Below are 19,369 nucleotides of genomic sequence, written 5' to 3' on the forward strand. Positions count from 1 at the left end.
TCCCGCGCGCCAAGCCATATAACGCGCTCGACTTTTCCGATCTCATGCAGGTAGCTCATGATCAAGGTTTTCGGCCACAAGGCCCCCGACACCGACTCGACCGGCTCGCCCATCATCTGGGCATGGTATCTCTCGGAGGTCCGCAAGCAGCCGGCCGTCGCCGTGTTGCAGGGCGAGCCGAACACCGAAGCCGCATGGATGCTGGCGAAATGGGATCTGGCCAAGCCCGAGATCATCTCGGACGTGGCCGCGGGCGAGCAATGCGTCATCGTCGACACCAACAATCCGGCGGAACTTCCGGCCTCGATCAACGATGCCGAGGTGATCGAGATCATCGACCACCACATGCTGGCCGGTGGCATCAAGACGCGCCTGCCGATCAACATCACCATTCGTCCGCTGGCCTGCACCGCGACGATCATGTTCGACCTGATGGGCGAGGAAGCCTATGCCCGCGCCCCCCGCGCGATCAAGGGCGCGATGTTGACCTGCATCCTGTCGGACACGCTGGAGTTCCGCAGCCCGACCACCACGCCGCATGACCGCTTCGTCGCCGAAAAGGTCGCGAAGGATCTGGGCGTCTCGATTCCGGCCTTCGCCGCCGAAATGTTCGCCGCGAAATCCGATGTCTCGGCCTTCTCGGAAGCGGCGCTGCTGCGCATGGACAGCAAGGAATACGAACTGGGCGGCAAGCAGTTGCGCGTCTCGGTGCTGGAGACCACCGCGCCTCAGGTCGTGCTGGACCGCAAGACCGCGCTGATGGCTGCGATGCCCGCCGTCGCCGCCGAGGACGGAGCCGATCAGGTTCTGCTGTTCGTGGTCGATATCCTGAACGAGGAAGCGACGCTGCTGGTCCCGAACGACTTCGTGAAACAGGTCGCCGAGAAAAGCTTCAACGCGGCCGTGTCCGGTGACACCGTTGTTCTGCCCGGCATCATGTCGCGCAAGAAACAGATCATCCCCGCTCTGGCGATCTAAGAAAAAGGCCTCACATGACGCAGATCATCAATTCGCTGGCCGATATCTCGGCCGATTACGACGTGCTGTTCTGCGATCTGTGGGGCTGCCTTCATAACGGGGTCGAGCCCTATCCCGCCGCGGTTCAGGCGTTGCGCGCCTTTCGCGCCAAGGGCGGGCGTGTCGTTCTGCTGACCAATGCCCCGCGTCCCCAGCACTATGTCGTGGCGCAGCTTGACCGCATGGGCGTGCCGCGCGACGCATGGGACGCGGTTGTCAGTTCGGGTGACGCCGCGCAGGATGCGATGTTCGCCGGCGCGGTGGGTCGCAAGGTCTGGGCGATCTCGGTCGCCAAGGACGAGGGTTTCTTTGCCGATATCCCCGAGGAATGGAAAGACGCTCCCGCAATCGAACGCGTCGAGTTGGAAGAAGCCGAGGGAATCGTCTGCACCGGTCTTTTCGACGAGGTGAACGAGACGCCGGACGACTACCGCGCGCCATTGATGCTGGCGAAGGAAAAGGGGCTGAAGCTGCTTTGCGCCAATCCCGATATCATCGTGGATCTGGGGGAAACGCGGCTGTATTGCGCCGGTGCGCTGGCTGAATATTACGAAGACATGGGCGGTACGTCGCTTTACTTCGGCAAGCCCCATGCTCCGATCTATGATCTGGCGCGCCGGAAGCTGGGTCTGGATGAAGATACCCGCATTCTTGCCGTGGGCGACGGGATCGCGACTGACATCCGTGGTGCTGCGGGCGAGGGGATCGACGCGCTGTTCATCACCGGCGGTTTGGCCTTTGACCAGTTCGGCACGGATGTCGAAAATCCCGAAGCCGCGAAACTGGCCGAATGGCTGGCGCTGCGCAGCGAGAACCCGCGTTACAGCATCGGTCGTCTGCGCTGAGACACGGGGCCGCAAGGCTGGGTTGCGCGGCGGTGTCTTGCAACCCGTTGCCTCGTCGGCGATACGGACCTACTCAATGGTAAGGCGGCATTGCCGCCGCCATATCCTAATTTAGACTGACAGGGCCGGGCCGGCCCATCGGGGGCCTGATTGCGCATCCATCACGATTGGAAAGGGCTGCCGCTTGACGCCCGGGGGGCGACCGTCGCCATGGGCAATTTCGACGGCGTGCATCTGGGGCACCGCTCGGTGATCGACGCGGCGCGCGCCGCCGCCGATGCGCCTCTTGGGGTCATCACCTTCGAGCCGCACCCGCGCGAGGTCTTTCAATCGGGTGCGCCGCCCTTCCGCCTGATGAATGCCGAATCCCGCGCGAACCGCTTGGCGCGACTGGGCGTCGAACATCTGTACCAGCTGCCATTCGACACCGTTCTGGCCGGGCTTGCTCCGGAAGATTTCGTCCGCGAGGTTCTGGTCGAGGGCTTGGGCGTCCGTCACGTCACCGTCGGCGCGGATTTCTGCTTTGGTCGCAAACGCTCGGGGACGGCGCAGACGCTGACCAGTCTGGGCCGCGAGTTCGGTTTCGGTGTCACGATTGCGCCGCTGATTGGCGACGGGCAGAACGAATACAGTTCGACCGCAATCCGCACCGCGCTGACCGAAGGTCGCTCGCGCGATGCCGAGCGTATGCTGGGCCATTGGCACCGGATCGACGGCGAGGTGCTGCATGGTGACAAGCGCGGGCGCGATCTGGGGTATCCGACCGCGAATATGGCGGTCAACGGCCTGCATTTGCCGCGTTTTGGCATTTACGCCGTGCTGATCGATGTTCTGACCGGTCCCGAACGCGGCAGCTATACCGGCGTTGCCAATCTGGGCGTGCGGCCGATGTTCGCGGGTGACGTTCCGAACTTCGAGACGCATATCTTCGATTTCAAAGGCGATCTTTACGGCGAGCACGTCTCGGTCGCGCTGGTCGAGTTCCTGCGTCCCGAAATGAAATTCGACAGCCTCGAGGCACTGGTCGCGCAGATGGATCAGGACAGCGCCAAAGCGCGAGAGATTCTGGCGGCCCGGTGATGCGTGAAAACTTCTGGGAAATGCCGCTGCAGAACCTCAAGCCCGACGAATGGGAGGCGCTTTGCGACGGTTGCGGCAAATGCTGCCTGAACAAGATCGAATACGAGGATACGGGCGAGCTGGCCTTTACCTGCGTGTCCTGCCGGCTGCTGGACGGGCATAGTTGTCAATGCTCCAGCTACCACAACCGGCACGAATTCGTGCCCGATTGCGTGGTTCTGACGCCGAAAAAGCTGAAGGAAATCGCGTGGTGGTTGCCCGCAACCTGCGCCTATCGCCTGCGGATCGAGGGCAAGCCTTTGTTCCCGTGGCACTATCTGATCTCGGGGGATCGCGAGTCGATCCATCAGGCCGGAATCAGCATTCGCGGGCGTACGGTCAATGAGTTGACCGTGACCGAAGACGACTGGGACGAATATATCATCGAGGATCTGGCATGAACTTTGCATCGGACAATGTGCATGGCGTCCACCCGAAAGTCTTGCAGGCATTATCCGATTGCAATGAAGGCGCGATGGGGGCTTACGGCTCGGACCCGATCACCGCGCGGGCCGAAGCGGTCTATCGCGAATTGCTGGATGCGCCCGAGGCCGTAGTGCGTTTCGTCGCGACCGGCACCGGAGCCAATGCCTTGGTATGCGCGCAGCTTTCACCCAGTTTTGGCCGGATCTATTGCCACGACAGCGCCCATATCCATCGCGATGAATGCTCGGCGCCGGAATTTTACAGTCACGGCGCCAAGCTTGTTCCCTTGCAGGGCGAGCATGGCAAATTCTCGCCCGACACGCTGGCCGAGGCGATCCGTTTCGGCAAGGCGGGCAGCCTGAATGACGGGCGCAATGCCATGGTCTCGATCACCAATGCGACGGAATGGGGTACGACCTACGCTCCTGCCGAGGTCGCTGCACTGGCCGCCGTCGCGCATGAGGCGGGCCTGCCGCTGCATATGGACGGCGCGCGCTTTGCCAATGCGGTGGCGGGGTTAGGCTGCGACGCGGCGGACCTGACCCAACGTGTCGGTGTCGATGCGCTATGCTTTGGCGGCACGAAAAACGGCGCAATGGGGGCCGAGGCGGTCATCTTTTTCGACCCCGCCCATGCTGCGGACTTTGATTACCGTCGCAAGCAGGCCGGACAGGTCTGGTCGAAGCAACGCTATCTTGCCGCGCAGATGCTGGCCTTGGCCGAGGGCGGTTTGTGGCTGGATCTGGCGCGCCACGCCAACGCTGCCGCCACGCGGCTGGGACAGGGGATCGAGCAGGCAGGGGGTACGCTGGTCGCACCGGTCCAAGCGAACGAAATCTTTGCGCGCTTGCCGGCCGAGGCTCATGAGCGGGCAATATCGCATGGCGCGGCTTATCATGTCTGGCAGGATCAGCCGCCCGCCAAGGGCGAGCCGGTCACGGTCCGTCTGGTCACGAGTTGGGCTACGCGCGACGAGGATGTAAGCCGTTTGCTGGATCTTCTGCGCGGGGCCTAATCCCTCAGGGCTGCCGCGAGAAGTTCCAATGCGTGCTCGACAGTCGCTGCGCGGACATTGTCACGGCCCAAAGCGCCGAAATCCACCGTTTCGGTTCTGATGCCCCACGCATCGGCTATGGCGAAACAGACCCGACCCTCGGGTTTGTGGTCCGATCCGCCGGGACCGGCAATGCCGGTGACCGCGACCGCGATTCCGGCTTGCGAGCGAGCAAGTGCGCCTTGCGCCATTTCTGCGGCAACCGCTTCGCTGACGGCTCCATGCGCTTCCAGCGTTTCGGGAAGCACGCCCAGCATCTCGGTCTTGGCGGCGTTCGAATAGGTGATATAGCCCCGGTCCACCGCGCGCGACGATCCGGGGACGTCGGTCAAGCGACCGATGATCAGTCCTCCGGTGCAGCTTTCGGCGGTGGCGATCATCACGCCGTGCGCACGGGCCAGATCAAGGACTTCGCTTGGGGTCACAGCATCGGCTCCAGAACTGCGTGATACAGCCCCGCAAGGATGACCGAGACGATGCCCGCGAACAAGCCTGCCCACAGGTCGTCCAGCATGACGCCCTTGGCGTCGCCGCGACGGTCAGCGCGGCCGACCAGCCACGGCTTCCGGATATCGAACAGACGGAACAGCAGGAACGGGACGACATAGGCGGGCCATGCATCAAGGATCGAGACTCCGTGCCGCCACAGCGGAATGACGGTGAAGCACATGGCCAGCCACTGGCCTGCGACCTCGTCGATGACGATTTCCGAAGGGTCCTTGTTCTCGCGGTCGGCGACCACGCGCGGCACCGCCCAGAAGCCAAGGACCGTCGCGATCACAAAGCCCAGCGGAACCAGCAGTGCGCTGCCAAGCTCGCAGGCCAGCACGGCCAGCGCCACCGCCGCCGCCGAGCCCCACGTGCCGGGGGCGGGACGCATCAGGCCCACACCGAAGAATGTCGCGATCTGCTTATCCATCTTACGCCCTGATTAAAGTTGCGGTGGCGATCGAGGCGATGCCTTCCTCGCGGCCGGTGAAACCGAGTTGCTCGGATGTGGTGGCCTTGACGCTGATCCGGTCCGGATCGACGCCTGTGATCTCGGACAGGCGCAGTTGCATCGCTCCTGCATGGGGGCTGACCTTGGGGCGCTCGCAGATCAAGGTTACGTCGGCATTGGATAGGCTGAACCCCATCGAGCGCGCAAGTTCGACCGCATGGCGCAGGAAAATATGGCTTTCCGCGCCTTTCCATTGCGGATCGGACGGCGGGAAATGCCGCCCGATATCGCCCTGCGCCAGCGCGCCATAGATCGCATCCGTCAGCGCGTGCATGCCGACATCGGCGTCGGAATGGCCGAGCAGCGCCTTGTCATGCGGAATTTTCACCCCGCAAAGCCAGACGTGATCGCCCGCCGTAAAGGCATGCACGTCAAATCCGTTCCCAAGGCGAATATCCATCGTGTTCCCCAGAATGCGTTCGGCGCGCGGGAAATCCTGCGGCCAGGTCAGTTTAAGATTGTCCTCGGAGCCTTCGGTCACTGTCACGGGCAGTCCGGCGCGTAGCGCCAGTTCCACGTCATCGGCTCCGCCCTCGGGGAAGGAGCGATGAGCGGCAAGGATCGCGTCCAGCCGGAAGCCCTGCGGCGTCTGCGCGCGGAACAGTCCTTCGCGGCTGGCGGTTCCGGTGACGCGGCCATCCTCGGCGCGCCACAACGCATCCGTCACCGGCAATGCGGGGGCGGCAGCTACGGCTCCGGCCTGCAAAGCCGAGACGACTCCGCTGATGACCGGCGACGGGACCAGCGGACGCGCGCCGTCATGGATCAGAACATGGGTGATGCCGCTGCCCTCTAGCGTCTCCAGCGCGGCGCGGATGCTTTCGCTGCGGGTCTGACCGCCAGCGACCAGGACAACGGGGCCGGATAGCTCGTCAATGCCGCGCTGCATATCCTCGGGCGAGAGCGTCACGACAATGCGGGGAAAGGCGGCAAAGGCTTCGATGCTACGTTCGATGACGCTCCGCCCGTCCAGAACGCGCCACTGTTTCGGGACGTCGCCGCCCGCGCGCGTGCCCCGGCCTGCGGCGGTGACGATCACGGCATATGTGTCAGGTATCTTCATGGGCCGCATGATTAGGCGAGGCGCGGCCCCGAGGCAATCATCGCCTGACGCCACGGCCCGCCGCCAGAACCTGCGGCAGATTTCCGGCGCGTGAAGGTGGCCCATGGCGGGTGTTCTGGCTATAAGGTTCGCGACGGCCCTGTCGGGGCCAATCGTTGCAACCTCCTACCCGTTCCGGAGCAGCCCAGATGACCGATTCCTCTTCCGTTGATCTTTCCAAGGACGCCGCTGCGCGTGCCGCCGTGGCGCTGGTCGAAAACGGCATGAAGCTGGGGCTTGGCACCGGCTCGACCGCAAAGGTGTTTGTCGACCGCCTGGCCGAGCGCGTTCACGCCGAAGGCATGGATCTGCGCTGCGCTTCGACCTCGAAGGCGACCGCCGATCAGGCCCGTTCGCTGGGGCTGGTCGTCGAGGAACTGGACGATCTGGGCTGGCTGGACCTGACCATCGACGGCGCGGACGAGGTCGATCCCGACCTGAACCTGATCAAGGGCGGCGGAGCGGCGCATCTGCGCGAAAAGATCGTGGCGACGGCATCGGACCGCATGGTCGTGATCGCGGATCAGGGCAAGGTTGTCGATTGCCTTGGCAAGTTCAAGCTGCCGGTCGAGGTCATTCCCTTCGGTTGGCAATCGACCCGCGTCCATATCGAACGTGCCTTGGCCGAACTGGGGCTGGAAGGCCGCCCCGTCATCCTGCGCGAACGCGACGGCCAGCCGGTGCGGACCGACGAGAACAACTTCATCCTCGACCTTGCGCTCGAGGAAATCCACGACGCCAAATCATTGGCCAATGCGCTATCGGCGATCGCAGGGGTGGTTGAACACGGCTTCTTCTTGAATATCTGCAATCTTGCGATCATCGGTCGACCGGATGGTTCGGTCGTCGAGTTGCGGCGAGAGGATCTGGAATGAACTTCGATTACGATCTGTTCGTGATCGGTGGCGGTTCGGGCGGGGTACGGGCAGCGCGGATCGCTGCCAGCGAATACCATGCTCGCGTCGGTCTGGCCGAGGAAAGCCGCATGGGCGGCACCTGCGTCATTCGCGGCTGTGTGCCGAAAAAGCTGATGGTCTTTGCCTCGCAGGCCAAGGCCATGGCAGCCGAGGCCCGCGGCTATGGCTGGCAGACCGCCAGTGCCGGCCCGTTCGACTGGGTGATGTTCCGTCACAAGCTGGATGCCGAACTTACCCGTCTAGAAGGCGCCTATACTGGTGGTCTGGTGGCTGCTGGCGTCGCGATCCACAAGCAGCGCGCCCGTGTGCATGATGCCCATACCGTCGAACTGGCCGATGGCCAGCGCCTGACCGCCAAACATATCCTGATCGCCGTCGGCGGCCATCCGCAGCGTCCGGGCATCGAGGGCGAGGAACTTGGCCTGATCTCGGACGACCTGTTCCTGATGGAAAAGTTGCCCGGTCGGGTTCTGGTTGTCGGCGGGGGCTTCATCGCCTGCGAATTTGCGACGATCCTGCAGGGGCTGGGGGCGGAAACGGTTCTCAGCTATCGCGGAGATGCCGTCCTGCGCGGTTTTGATGAGGAACTGCGCCGTCACGCTACCGAACAACTGCGCCTGGTCGGCGTGGACCTGCGGCTTGGTTCGACGCCGGAACGTCTTGAGCGTGACGGCGACCGGACCCGTGTGATCTGGCCCGACGGCACCGACGAGGTTTATGACGCCGTGATGTTCGCGACCGGTCGTGTGCCGAACACCAAGGGGCTTGGCCTTGCGGAAATCGGCGTCAAACTGGGCGATAACGGCCAGATCGTCGTGGACGAGTGGTCGCAGACTTCGGTCCCGTCGGTTTTTGCCGTGGGCGATGTCACCGACCGTGTGAATCTGACCCCCGTCGCGATCCGCGAAGGGCACAGTTTCGCCGACACCGTGTTCGGGGCCAAGCCGCGTAAGGTCGATCACGGGCTGGTCGGCTCGGCGGTCTATTTACGCCCGCATGAGGTCGCGACCATCGGACTGACCGAGGAAGAAGCCGCCCAGAAGGGCCCGCACGAGGTTTTTGTCGCAAGTTTCCGCGCAATGCGCTCGCTTTTCGCCGGCTCGGACGCGCGTTCGATGATGAAGCTTCTGGTCGATGCCCAGACCCGCAAGGTGACCGGCTGCCATATCTTCGGCCCCGAGGCGGGCGAGATGATCCAGCTTGTCGCCATCTCGATCGGGATGGGCGCGACCAAGGCCGATTTCGACGCGGCAATCGCAGTGCATCCGACCTTGGCCGAAGAATTGGTGACGATGCGCAGGCCAACGCGCTATATAGGTGGGGCACATCCTGACAAAACCGTTGGTTCGGCTTGATTTTTGCCGCTCCGGCCCCAGTTAACCCTGAAACAGTGCACGAGTAGCAGACGAGGCAAGAGACGCATGGCGGGACAAGGCCCTTGGGGCAGTGGTGGAGATGACGGTAAGGGCGGCAAGGAGCCGCCCCAAGGGGGGCAGCGTCCCTGGGGAAGCCCGGGTGGCGATAAAGGAGAGGAACCGCGCGGTCCACGCCGTGGCGATCAAGTGCCCGAAATCGAGGATCTGGTCCGCAAGGGTCAGGACCGGCTGCGCGTCCTGATGGGCGGCAAGACCGGCGGCCCCCGAGGTGGCGGTCCGCGCCGTCCGCCGAACGGTCCTAATCTGGCGATGAGCAAAGGAAGCTGGGGGCTGGTCGCACTGGGCGCCTTGGCTTTCTGGGGCTTCATGTCCTTTTATACCGTCAATCCCGAGGAACGCTCGGTCGAACTGCTGTTCGGTCGCCCCTTTGCCACCGGCGAAGAGGGTCTGAATTTTGCGCCTTGGCCGGTCGTGCGCGCCGAGGTCGTCTCGGTTTCGGGTGAACGCACCACCGAAATCGGCACGGGCCGCGCTGGTCCGTTGGATAGCGGTCTGATGCTGACCCGCGATCAGAACATCGTGGACATGGCCTATCAGGTCGTGTGGAACATCTCGGACCCTGAAAAGTATCTGTTCAACCTTGCGGACCCTGAAGACACCATCCGCGCCGTGGCCGAGTCTGCCATGCGCGACATCGTGGCGCGTTCGGAACTGGCCCCGATCCTGAACCGCGACCGCGGTACCATCGGCGAGGATCTGAAGCTTTCGGTCCAAAGCACGCTGGACGCCTATGAGGCGGGGATCAACGTGGTCCGCGTCAACCTTGACCGCGCCGATCCGCCGCGCGAGGTGATCGACAGCTTTCGCGAAGTGCAGGCCGCCCAGCAGGAGCGCGACCGCCTTGAAAAAGAGGCTGACGCCTACGCGAACCGCGTTCTGGCCAATGCCCGCGGTGAAGCCGCCGCTGTGATCGAACGTGCCGAAGGCTACCGCGCCGAGGCCGTGAACACCGCAGAAGGTGAGGCCGCGCGTTTCAACTCGGTCTATGACGAATATATCAAGGCTCCGGATGTGACCCGTCGTCGTATGTATATGGAGACGATGGAGAAAGTCCTTGGGCAGGCCAACAAGATCATCTTGGATGGCGATGCGGGGCAGGGCGTCGTGCCCTATCTGCCGCTTGACCAACTGCGCAGCGGAGCGCAGCCCGCAGGCAATGCCAACACCACCAGCGGGGGGAACCAGTGATGAACCGTACGCTTTCGATTCTGGTCCTTCCCTTCCTTGTCGTGGCGGCCCTGCTGGTCATGGCTTCGGTCTATATCGTCGATGTGCGTGAAAAGGCTTTGGTCCTGCGCTTCGGTGAAGTTGTCGATGTGCGCGAAAATCCGGGCATGGGCATCAAGGTTCCGTTCATCGACCAAGTCGTACGCTATGACGCGCGTATTCTTGGCATCCCGACCCCGCCGATGGAGGTCACGCCGCTTGATGACCGCCGTCTGGTCGTCGATGCCTTCGCGCGCTGGCAGATCACCGATGTGGTGCAGTTCCGCCGCGCCACCGCCGCAGGCGGCATCCAGTTCGCCCAGCAGCGTCTGGCCGATATCGTGACCAACGCCATCCGTCAGGTGCTTGGCTCGGTTCCTTCGACCACCGTGCTGTCGGATGACCGCACGCCGCTGATGAACCAGATCCGCGACCTTGCGCGCGAAAACGCCAAGGATCTGGGCGTTCGCGTCATCGACGTGCGCCTGACCCGTACCGACCTGCCCGAGCAGAACCTGACCGCGACCTATGCCCGTATGCGCGCCGAGCGTGAACGCGAGGCCGCCGACGAGATCGCCCGTGGTGGCGAGGCCGCGCAGCGCGTCCGCGCCGCTGCCGACCGGACCGTGGTCGAATTGACTTCGGAAGCCCGCAAGAAGGCCGAGATCGTCCGTGGTGAGGCCGATGCGCGCCGGAACTCGATCTATGCCGATGCCTTCGGCCGCGATCCCGAGTTCTTCGCCTTCACCCGCTCGATGACGTCCTATGAGCGTTCGCTGAAAGGCGAGAACAGTTCGCTGGTGATCAAGCCCGAGGGGCAGTTCTTCGATTATCTGCGCAATGATGGCGCGGATCGGGCGAATCCGGTTCCGGTCGCGCCCGTCTCGGCCCCTGCGCCGGAAACGAGCGACGAGCCGGTCGCCCCCGAGGCCACGAACCGCGAGGGCCAGCCTTTGGGCGAGAATGCGGGTGTCAAGCTGACGCCGCTGCCGGAATCGCTGGCGACGCCGCCGCAGCAGGAAAGCGTCGTGCCGACCACGCCCGCGAACTGAGGGCTGAATATTCGGGGAAGGGGCGGAGCGCAGGTTCCGCCCCTTTTTCGTTCAGCTTGGCTCGCGCACGATATCTTCGGTGCGGCGGCTGCGGGATTTAGGGCCTAGATCCAGCGCCAGCGGTGTCCAACTGGGTGTCGCGGACTGGTTTTGGACCGGCGCTTCCTCGATATCGACGCTGTGCTTTCCGGTCTGCGCACCGTCCAGCCGCATCATGCCGGTCACCGGAGCGACATCGTCGTAATCGCGGCCAAAGCCGATATCTATATGATCGCCTAGCGCGAAACAGGCATTGGTCGGATCGTAGTCGATCCAGCCCGCATCCGCGCCACACCACGCTCTGACCCAAGCATGGCTTGCATCCGCGCCGACCAGACGCGGCTGACCGGGTGGAGGCAAAGTGCGCAGATAACCTCCGACATAGGCGGCAGGAATGTTCAGGCTGCGCAGGCCCGCCACCATGATCTGGGCAAAATCCTGACAAACACCGCGTTTCAGGCGGAACGCCTCGGCGGGAGGGGTGTTCACATCCGTGGCCTCGGCATCAAAGGCAATGTCGCGGTTCAGTGCCAGCCCCAATTTCTCGACCGCCTCGCGGGCGGTGGCGGCATCAGACGTGGCCTTGCGGGCATAGGCGGCAATCTCGGGGACATGGGGGATACGGGGCGTCGCCGCCAGAAAGTGATGCGGCGACGCGGCATTCAGACTGCGTTGGTTCGCAATTTCGACTGCCATCCGGCCAAGCGGTGCGGAAATATCCAGTCCGATCTGGTGCGCGGCGCGGTGGACTTCGGCTTCAAGGACGAATTCCAGTTCGGTGATGCCGGCAGGCATGACCAGTTCGATCACTCTTGTCCCGAAAAAGTCGATGAAGTCGCGGGTCTCGACCGGATCGGGGTCGATGCGGATATTGGCGCTTTCGACTGATTGCGTGCCGGGAATGGTCGTCGGCAGGACGCGGAACAGTTGCCGTCCCGAACCGGCGGGGCGTTCGAATTCGTATTGGAACATGACCTGCATACGATAGGTGGTCACCGCAAATATGCCTCGGTCAGAAGGACGGACAGATCAGAGACCTGCTCGGCGATGGCGTCAAGCGCTTCGGTGTCCAGCGTTTCGGGGGTCTGTGTCGCGACCTCGGTCTGGCAGCGCAGGACAGCGCGGGCCAAGGCGGAATATTCGCCATTGCCGACCGAGCCCGGCAATTCGCTGACCTGCGCCATCATCTGGTCGATCTGATGACGGACCGAGCGGGGGTTCAGCGGATCAAGCACCAGAAGGTCGATGACCGTCTCGCGCGAGGTGGAAATCGCGTAGCGTTGGCGGTGGGTCAGAACGCTGTCGCCCAGTTCGACGCACAGATCCAGCGCGCCGTGGGGGGCATCGGGGCGAGCCAGCGCGGATACCACGCCTGTCATGCCCAAAGCGCGTTCATGCAACCGTCCCAGCGTCAGGAAACGCCAGCCGTAAAAGCGGTACATGTTCTCATGCACGAGGCCCGAGAATCCGGCGATCTTGCGCAGGATCGCTGACAGCGCACGCGCGGCATCGTCACCGGCCGCAACCTTGCCCGCCAGCAACTTGGCTGTCTTTTCCAGATCGACAAGTGCTGACCAACCATCGGTCGAAAAGCGGTCGCGCACCTGTCCGGCGCTGCCAACGGCGGCAGATAGGGTAGCGATCACGCCCTCGGGGATCGGATCTCCCGGTACGATGCCGTAATCCTCAAGCAGGATGTCCAAGGCGTTCTGCAGCGGCTCGGCGCCGCGACCGCTTTCGGCCTCGCGGATATGGCGGGCGCGCAGGATGCGGACGACCTGTTCGGTCCGCTCGACATAACGGCCCATCCAGAACAGGTTATCCGCCGCCCGCGACGGCAGCGTTGCCGGAGCGTTTCGGCGATATGGTCCGCGCCGCGGCGGGGCCATGGTGATCGCGGGGACCTCGTTTTCGCTGACGATCCAGACATCGGCGGCGGCGCCGCCGCGCTGCATGGCAAGCGCCGTCGGGTCCGCCGTTGACCCGATGCGGGCGAAACCACCTGGCATGACCTGCCATCCATCCGCGGTGCGGGCCAGAAACACCCGCAGGCTGAGAGGACGGGGCTGGATGCGGCCGTCGATCAATGCGGGTGTCGTAGACAGGCTGACGGTTTCCTGCGCGACCAGATCCGGACCTTCGGCGGCAAGACGGCGTTCCAGTTCGATCCATTCGAGCGACGAGGCCAGAATCGCCGGCGGATCGTTTTCAAAGGGCAGGCCGGTATCCAGCGCGCGGCTAAGCGCCATATGGCTGGGGTCGGCCAGAACCGCTTCGCGTTCGGCGGGACTGCCCAGCCACCAGGTCGCGATATTCGGCATGGCCAGCGGCTGACCGGTCAATAGCGGCGACAGCTTGGGCAGGAACGCCATCATCGCCCGCGCCTCGAGCACGCCCGATCCCAGCGCGTTCAACATACTCAGACCACCACTTCGCAGGGCCGAGACCATGCCGGGTGTGCCGATACGCGAGGCGGGGTTCAACTCCAGCGGATCGACATAATCGCCATCCATCCGCCGCCACAACAGGTCGATGGGGCGCAATCCCGAAACGGTGCGGACCATCAGGCGGCCTTCCTCGACCACCAGATCGTCACCTTGGACCAGCATGAAGCCCAGATAGCGCGCGATCCATGCCTGTTCGAAATAGGTTTCGTTCCACGGGCCGGGGGTCAGGATCGCGATGCGGGCGTCGCTGTTCAGGGGTTCCTGTAGCAGGCGGTCGCGGAAATCGCGGAAGAAGCCCGCAAGGCGGTGGACGTTCTGTTCCGAATAAAGATCGGCAAAGGCCCGCGAGGTCGCGACGCGGTTTTCCAGCGCATAGCCTGCGCCCGAGGGGGCTTGGGTGCGGTCCGACAGCACCCACCACTTGCCTTTCGGGCCGCGTCCGATCTCGAATGCGATGAAATGCAGGTAATTGCCCATCCTTGGCTGCACACCGACCATCGGACGCAGCCATTGCGGGTTCGATGCCACAAGCGAGGGCGGCAGATGCCCCGATGCCACCAGTTGGTTCGGCCCGTACAGATCGGCCATCACCATTTCCAGTAACTCGGCGCGCTGAATCAGTCCGGCCGAGATTTCCTCCCAATCGGCTTCCGCCATCAGGACGGGGATATGGCTGAGCGGCCATGGCCGCTCGGTCGAGGCACCGCTGCCATATTGCCGGTAGAACACGCCGGAGTCGCGCAGATACTGGTTCGCGCGCGCCAGCGAGCGCACCAGATTTTCGGGCGGCAGCTTTTCCAGATGATCGAGCAGCGGCAGCCAGACCGGACGGATTTTCCCATCCGGCCCCAGCATTTCGTCCGGCACGCTTTGCAGCGCGGCATAGCTATCGATCCCCAGCGTCGCGCGACGGGGTTGGGCGGCGGTTTTCGTTTGTGATCCGGCAGATTCCATGGACCAGACTAGAGGCCCACGGGTCTGCGCAGGTCAAGAGTCATGGGGAATTCGGGCGAGATTCGTTCGGACTGTGGCCGGAAGGCGTGGCCGGTCGTATGGCCATTGGGTTGGAAGCGGGCAAGGCGACGGGCCTCGGCCTCGTTCCCGTTGACGGGGAAGGTGTCGTAGTTGCGTCCACCGGGATGGGCGACGTGATAGGTGCAACCGCCCAGACTGCGGCCCGACCAAATATCCCAGATGTCGAAGGTCAGCGGGGCATCAACACGCAGGACGGGATGGATCGCCGAGGCCGGTTGCCATGCCTTGAAGCGGACGCCCGCCACGGCCTCGCCCCCGCCCACGGATTGCAGCGGCACGCGGCGGCCGTTGCACAGGACATGGTAGCGGCTCGGGTCCGTGGTGGTCAGCTTGACCTGTAGCCGCTCGGTCGAACTGTCGGTATAGCGCACCGTGCCGCCGATCGCGCCGGTTTCGCCAAGGACATGCCAAGGCTCAAGGGCTTGGCGCAGTTCCAGATGCGCGCCCTCGTATTCGACCTCGCCGCAGAAGGGGAAGCGGAACTCGCGGCTGGCCTCGAACCATTCCTCGCTGAGGTCGAAGCCGTGCTGGCGCAGATCGGCCAGCACATCGCGGAAATCCTGCCAGAGGTAATGCGGCAGCATGAAGCGGTCATGCAAAGCCGTGCCCCAGCGGGTCAGTTCGCCTTTGGCCGGATTGGCCCAGAAACGTGCGATCAGAGCGCGGATCAGAAGCTGCTGGGCAAGGCTCATGCGGGCATCGGGCGGCATCTCGAAGCCGCGGAACTCGATCAGGCCCAGACGCCCCGTGGGGCCGTCGGGGGAGTAAAGCTTGTCGATGCAGATCTCGGCGCGGTGGGTGTTGCCGGTCACATCGGTCAGCATGTTTCGCAGCAAGCGATCCACCAGCCAAGGCTGGGGCGGCATCCCTTCTCCGGGGGCGGGGATCTGGGCCAGCGCGATTTCCAATTCGTAAAGCGCGTCGTGGCGCGCTTCGTCGATGCGGGGGGCTTGGCTCGTCGGGCCGATGAACAGACCCGAGAAGAGGTAGCTGAGCGAGGGATGCCGGTTCCAATGCAGGATCAGACTGGCCAGCAGATCGGGACGGCGCAGGAAGGGGCTGTCCATCGTGGTTTGCCCGCCGACGACGACATGGTTGCCGCCGCCGGTGCCGGTATGCTTGCCGTCGATCATGAACTTATCCGCACCAAGGCGGCATTGGCGGGCTTCCTCATAGACCGCCGTGGTGACGTCGACGCAATCCTGCCAGTTCTGGGCTGGGTGGATGTTGACCTCGATCACGCCGGGATCGGGGGCGACGCGGATCACGTTCAGGCGCGGGTCATGCGGCGGCGCATAGCCCTCGATATGGACCTTCAGGCCAAGGCGCAAAGCGGCGGCCTCGGCGGCATGCAGGAGATCGAGATAATCCTCGAGCATGGTCACCGGCGGCATGAAGACGCAAAGCCGCCCGTCGCGGGGTTCGACCGTCAGTGCAGTGCGTACGAAGCCCTCGACCTCGGTAACCGATTGCTCGTTGAAGGATTGCTGTGGGGCATCCGCCACGAAACTGGCGGTGGGTTGCGCCCTGCGGGCGGCCGCGATTGGAATCGGCTCGGGCAGGTCGGGACGCGCGATGGTCGGGTCCATCGGGTTCACATAGGGATATTGGCCCGCCGTCAGATGCGGCAGGCTGCCCAAGGGCAGGCGATAGCCGACCGCGCTATCGCCGGGGACGAGGAACATCTTGCCGCGCCGCAACCGCCATGCCTCGGAATGCCATTTTCGCTTGCCAGCGTGGCCCTGCCAAGGCTGCACCGGCAGGACGAAGCCCACCGGCTCGGTCAGGCCACGATTGAAGACAGTGGCGATGCGGTGGCGCTCTTCGGGGTCTTTCAGCTTCGAGTTCTCGGGGGTGACGTTCTCGGGCAGGTTCGCCTCTTTGACCAGCCATTCGGCAGGGTCCTCGAAGGCGGGAACGATATTGTCGGTCGGCACGTCCAACTCGGCGGCGATCTCGCGAAGCAGTTCCTGCGATTGCAGCGGCGTGGCCTTGTGATCGACGCCCTCGGTCGCGATCAGTTCGGGATGCTGCCACACGGGCTGACCGTCGCGCCGCCAATACAGCGAGAAGGTCCAGCGCGGCAGGCTTTCACCCGGATACCATTTGCCCTGTCCGTAATGCAGGAAGCCGCCCGGTGCGAAGCGGTTGCGCAAGCGTCGGATCAACTGATCGGCAAGGGTGCGTTTGACCGGACCGACGGCAGCGGTGTTCCATTCGGCGCTTTCGAAATCGTCGATCGAGACAAAGGTCGGCTCGCCGCCCATGGTCAGGCGCACATCGCCCGCATTCAGCGCGGCATCGACTTTTTGCCCAAGCGCGTCCAGATTGTCCCAAGCCGCGTCGCTGAACGGCTTGGTGATGCGCGGATGTTCCGCCACGCGACGGATCTGCATGTCGAAGTCGAATTCGGTATTTGCAACACCAGTATAGCCGCCGCTGATCGGCGCGGCATTGCGGTAATGCGGGGTTGCGGCCAAGGGGATATGGCTTTCCCCCGTCAGCAGCCCCGAGGTTGGGTCCAGCCCGATCCAGCCCGCGCCGGGCAGATAGACCTCGGCCCAAGCATGAAGGTCGGTGAAGTCGTGGTCTGTGCCGGATGGCCCATCCAGCGCCTTCAGGTCGGGCTTCAATTGGATCAGGTAGCCCGAGACGAAACGCGCGGCAAAGCCCAGATGCCGCAGGGTCTGCACCAGCAGCCAGCTTGAATCGCGGCACGAGCCGCTGGCAAGGGTCAGCGTTTCCTCGGGGTCTTGCACACCCGGCTCAAGGCGGATCGTGTAGTTTACCAATTGCGAGATGCGGGCATTCAGCCAGACGATGAAATCGGTCGTGCGCTGTTTCTCGCGCGGGATGCTGTCCAGAAGCTTCTGCAGCGCCGGGCCGGCGGGGTCGGGGCGGCGGTAGATCGACAGATCCTCGACCAGATCTCCGGGATAGTCGAAGGGCCAGAACTCGGCGCTGTCCTCGGTGAAGAAGTCGAACGGGTTGTAGACGGTCATGTCGGCGACCAGATCGACCTCGATCTTCAACTCGCGGACGGGTTCGGGGAAGACGAAGCGGGCAAGCCAATTGCCGAACGGATCAAGCTGGTGGTTCACGAAATGGCCGCCGGGGCTGACCTTCAGCGCATGGGAAATCACGCGGGTCCGGCTGTAGGGCGCTGGGCGCAGCCGGATGATCTGTGGGCCAAGGATAACGGGAGCGTCGTATTTGTAATGGGTCAGGTGATAGATGCTGGCCTTGATCGACATGGTCCGTCCGCTTCCTGTTGCTTGACAAATTGCTAGCAGCGCCATGCGGGGTTTGGAAACCGCGCGAAGGCTCCGCGATGTCCGGCAGACAGAGATATGGCTAAAAAGCAGGCAGTCGCGCGGTCACTCGGGCGTGGAGGGCGCCTTGGCAAGTCGGATCTCGTCCTCGGAAATCTCGCGCTGCCATTCGCGCCAGATCGAGACCAGCAGCGCCATCAGCACCGGACCCACGAATAGCCCGACGATCCCAAGGGTCTTGACCCCGCCGATCAGGCCGAAAAATGTCGGCAGGAACGGCAGCTTGACCGGACCGCCGACCAGAAGCGGGCGGATGGTCTTGTCGACGATGAACAACTCGCACGTACCCCAAAGGAACAGGGCCAGACCCGCGACGGGCGATCCGCTGGCCGCCAGATAGGCCGAGACCAGAGTGAATGACAGCGGTGCGCCGCCCGGGATCAGCGCCATGAAGCCGGTGATGACGCCGAATGTCACCGGCGAAGGAACGCCCGCGATCCAATAGGCGGTGCCTAGAATGACGCCCTCGCCAATGGCGATCAGGGTCATGCCGGTCACGGTCGAACTGATCGTGGCGGGGACGACGCGGGACAGGCGGTCCCAGCGGTCGGGCAGGATGCGCGCGCCGACGCGGTCAAGCTGCGCCACCATCCGGTCGCCATCGCGATACAGCACGAACAGCGTGATCAGCATGAACAGCAGCGTTAAAGCCAGATGGAAGGCGAGCGACCCTGCCGTCAGGGCGCCGCGATAGATCGTCCCGATATTCGAACCCGAGACTGCCTGCACGATTTCGCTGATGCCGCCAGGATGGCCGATATAGGTGCGCCATTGCTCGTCCAGCCAAGGTCCGACCTGCGGCAGGTCGATCATCCATGCCGGAGTAGGTGCCCCCGAGGCATTCACAAGGATCGCCCAGTTGATCCATTCGCGCAGCTCCCGAAAGGCATAGACCAGCGCCATCGCGATCGGAATGACAAGGAAGCAGACAAGGATCAGCACCATCGCCGTCGCGGTCAACGTGCGGCCAACGCCGAACTGGTAGACTCCGCGCTGGCGCAGCGGCCAGCTTGCCAGCGCGATCACCGCAGCGGCCAGAACCGGAACCAGAAAGCCGTGGAAGAAATAGACCGAGGCCAGCACGATCCCCAGAAGCAGCCATCTCGCCGCCGAAATATTGGTCAGAAGCGGCTGGCGGTGCGGACGAAGCCCTGTCGCGCGTACCTGCGCGGCAGTGGTCTTGCTGGTCTTGCGGTCGGTTGCCTCGGCTGTCGTCATCATTCTCGTCCGGTATGCGCGGGTTCACATCATAACAGATCGCACCGGGCTGCAAGCGGCGAATGGGCGGGCAGGGGGGATCGTTTCCTCATGTCTGACCGCAAAAAGTGACGCGGTGATGAAG

The 19,369-nt window shown here is 63.8% G+C and carries 16 protein-coding genes; 9 read left to right on the top strand and 7 right to left on the bottom strand.

Going from position 1 to position 19,369, the window contains the following annotated elements; translation table 11 throughout:
* Positions 1-57 precede the first annotated feature (57 nt).
* The 5 genes from GL286_RS16745 to GL286_RS16765 all read left to right on the top strand — a co-directional run bounded on the left by GL286_RS16745 (position 58) and on the right by GL286_RS16765 (position 4,422).
* Positions 58-978: a manganese-dependent inorganic pyrophosphatase gene (locus GL286_RS16745; protein WP_155096724.1), complete on the top strand. Its 921-nt coding sequence runs from the start codon at positions 58-60 to the stop codon at positions 976-978.
* Positions 979-992: 14 nt separating this feature from the next.
* Positions 993-1,862 carry a TIGR01459 family HAD-type hydrolase gene (locus tag GL286_RS16750; protein WP_155096725.1) on the top strand — a complete coding sequence of 290 codons (870 nt, stop codon included), beginning with the start codon at positions 993-995 and terminating at the stop codon, positions 1,860-1,862.
* Between the two features lie 150 nt (positions 1,863-2,012).
* A complete protein-coding gene (locus GL286_RS16755; RefSeq protein ID WP_155096726.1) occupies positions 2,013-2,942 on the top strand; it encodes a bifunctional riboflavin kinase/FAD synthetase in 930 nt (309 codons plus the stop codon).
* Positions 2,942-3,382 (top strand): YcgN family cysteine cluster protein, encoded by a 441-nt coding sequence (locus GL286_RS16760; RefSeq protein WP_155096727.1) that lies wholly within the window; start codon positions 2,942-2,944, stop codon positions 3,380-3,382. The genes GL286_RS16755 and GL286_RS16760 overlap by 1 nt, the downstream gene beginning before the upstream one ends.
* A complete protein-coding gene (locus GL286_RS16765) occupies positions 3,379-4,422 on the top strand; it encodes a threonine aldolase family protein (RefSeq protein WP_155096728.1) in 1,044 nt (347 codons plus the stop codon). Before GL286_RS16760 ends, GL286_RS16765 begins: the two co-directional genes overlap by 4 nt.
* On the opposite strand, the gene GL286_RS16770 is transcribed toward GL286_RS16765, so the two are convergent.
* From GL286_RS16770 to GL286_RS16780, 3 genes are read right to left on the bottom strand one after another with little or no spacing between them, the layout of a single operon-like run.
* On the bottom strand, positions 4,419-4,886 hold the full coding sequence (locus GL286_RS16770; protein WP_170295249.1) for a nicotinamide-nucleotide amidohydrolase family protein: 468 nt from the start codon (positions 4,884-4,886) through the stop codon (positions 4,419-4,421). The genes GL286_RS16765 and GL286_RS16770 overlap by 4 nt on opposite strands.
* A complete protein-coding gene (locus GL286_RS16775; RefSeq protein ID WP_155096729.1) occupies positions 4,883-5,380 on the bottom strand; it encodes a phosphatidylglycerophosphatase A family protein in 498 nt (165 codons plus the stop codon). Before GL286_RS16775 ends, GL286_RS16770 begins: the two co-directional genes overlap by 4 nt.
* A 1-nt stretch (position 5,381) precedes the next feature.
* Positions 5,382-6,524 carry a bifunctional 2-C-methyl-D-erythritol 4-phosphate cytidylyltransferase/2-C-methyl-D-erythritol 2,4-cyclodiphosphate synthase gene (locus GL286_RS16780; RefSeq protein WP_155096730.1) on the bottom strand — a complete coding sequence of 381 codons (1,143 nt, stop codon included), beginning with the start codon at positions 6,522-6,524 and terminating at the stop codon, positions 5,382-5,384.
* A gap of 188 nt (positions 6,525-6,712) precedes the next feature.
* Here GL286_RS16780 and rpiA point away from each other — a divergent pair, with 188 nt between their 5' ends.
* The 4 genes from rpiA to hflC all read left to right on the top strand — a co-directional run bounded on the left by rpiA (position 6,713) and on the right by hflC (position 11,174).
* Positions 6,713-7,438: a ribose-5-phosphate isomerase RpiA gene (rpiA, locus tag GL286_RS16785; RefSeq protein WP_155096731.1), complete on the top strand. Its 726-nt coding sequence runs from the start codon at positions 6,713-6,715 to the stop codon at positions 7,436-7,438.
* Positions 7,435-8,835, top strand: coding sequence for a glutathione-disulfide reductase (gene gorA / locus GL286_RS16790; RefSeq protein ID WP_155096732.1), 1,401 nt, complete (start codon positions 7,435-7,437; stop codon positions 8,833-8,835). The genes rpiA and gorA overlap by 4 nt, the downstream gene beginning before the upstream one ends.
* Positions 8,836-8,901: 66 nt before the next feature.
* Positions 8,902-10,104 carry an FtsH protease activity modulator HflK gene (gene hflK, locus GL286_RS16795; protein WP_155096733.1) on the top strand — a complete coding sequence of 401 codons (1,203 nt, stop codon included), beginning with the start codon at positions 8,902-8,904 and terminating at the stop codon, positions 10,102-10,104.
* Positions 10,104-11,174 carry a protease modulator HflC gene (hflC, locus tag GL286_RS16800; RefSeq protein ID WP_155096734.1) on the top strand — a complete coding sequence of 357 codons (1,071 nt, stop codon included), beginning with the start codon at positions 10,104-10,106 and terminating at the stop codon, positions 11,172-11,174. Before hflK ends, hflC begins: the two co-directional genes overlap by 1 nt.
* A 51-nt stretch (positions 11,175-11,225) precedes the next feature.
* Here hflC and GL286_RS16805 read toward each other — a convergent pair whose 3' ends face one another.
* The 4 genes from GL286_RS16805 to GL286_RS16820 all read right to left on the bottom strand — a co-directional run bounded on the left by GL286_RS16805 (position 11,226) and on the right by GL286_RS16820 (position 19,245).
* On the bottom strand, positions 11,226-12,209 hold the full coding sequence (locus tag GL286_RS16805; protein ID WP_343038921.1) for a transglutaminase family protein: 984 nt from the start codon (positions 12,207-12,209) through the stop codon (positions 11,226-11,228).
* A complete protein-coding gene (locus GL286_RS16810) occupies positions 12,206-14,614 on the bottom strand; it encodes a circularly permuted type 2 ATP-grasp protein (RefSeq protein ID WP_155096735.1) in 2,409 nt (802 codons plus the stop codon). Before GL286_RS16810 ends, GL286_RS16805 begins: the two co-directional genes overlap by 4 nt.
* Positions 14,615-14,622: 8 nt before the next feature.
* Complete coding sequence (locus tag GL286_RS16815) at positions 14,623-17,949, bottom strand: transglutaminase family protein (RefSeq protein ID WP_155096736.1); 3,327 nt, start codon at positions 17,947-17,949, stop codon at positions 14,623-14,625.
* A gap of 123 nt (positions 17,950-18,072) precedes the next feature.
* A complete protein-coding gene (locus tag GL286_RS16820; protein WP_155096737.1) occupies positions 18,073-19,245 on the bottom strand; it encodes an AI-2E family transporter in 1,173 nt (390 codons plus the stop codon).
* Between the last annotated feature and the right edge of the window lie 124 nt (positions 19,246-19,369).

It is taken from the genome of Paracoccus aestuariivivens (assembly GCF_009711225.1).
GTDB lineage: Bacteria > Pseudomonadota > Alphaproteobacteria > Rhodobacterales > Rhodobacteraceae > Paracoccus > Paracoccus aestuariivivens.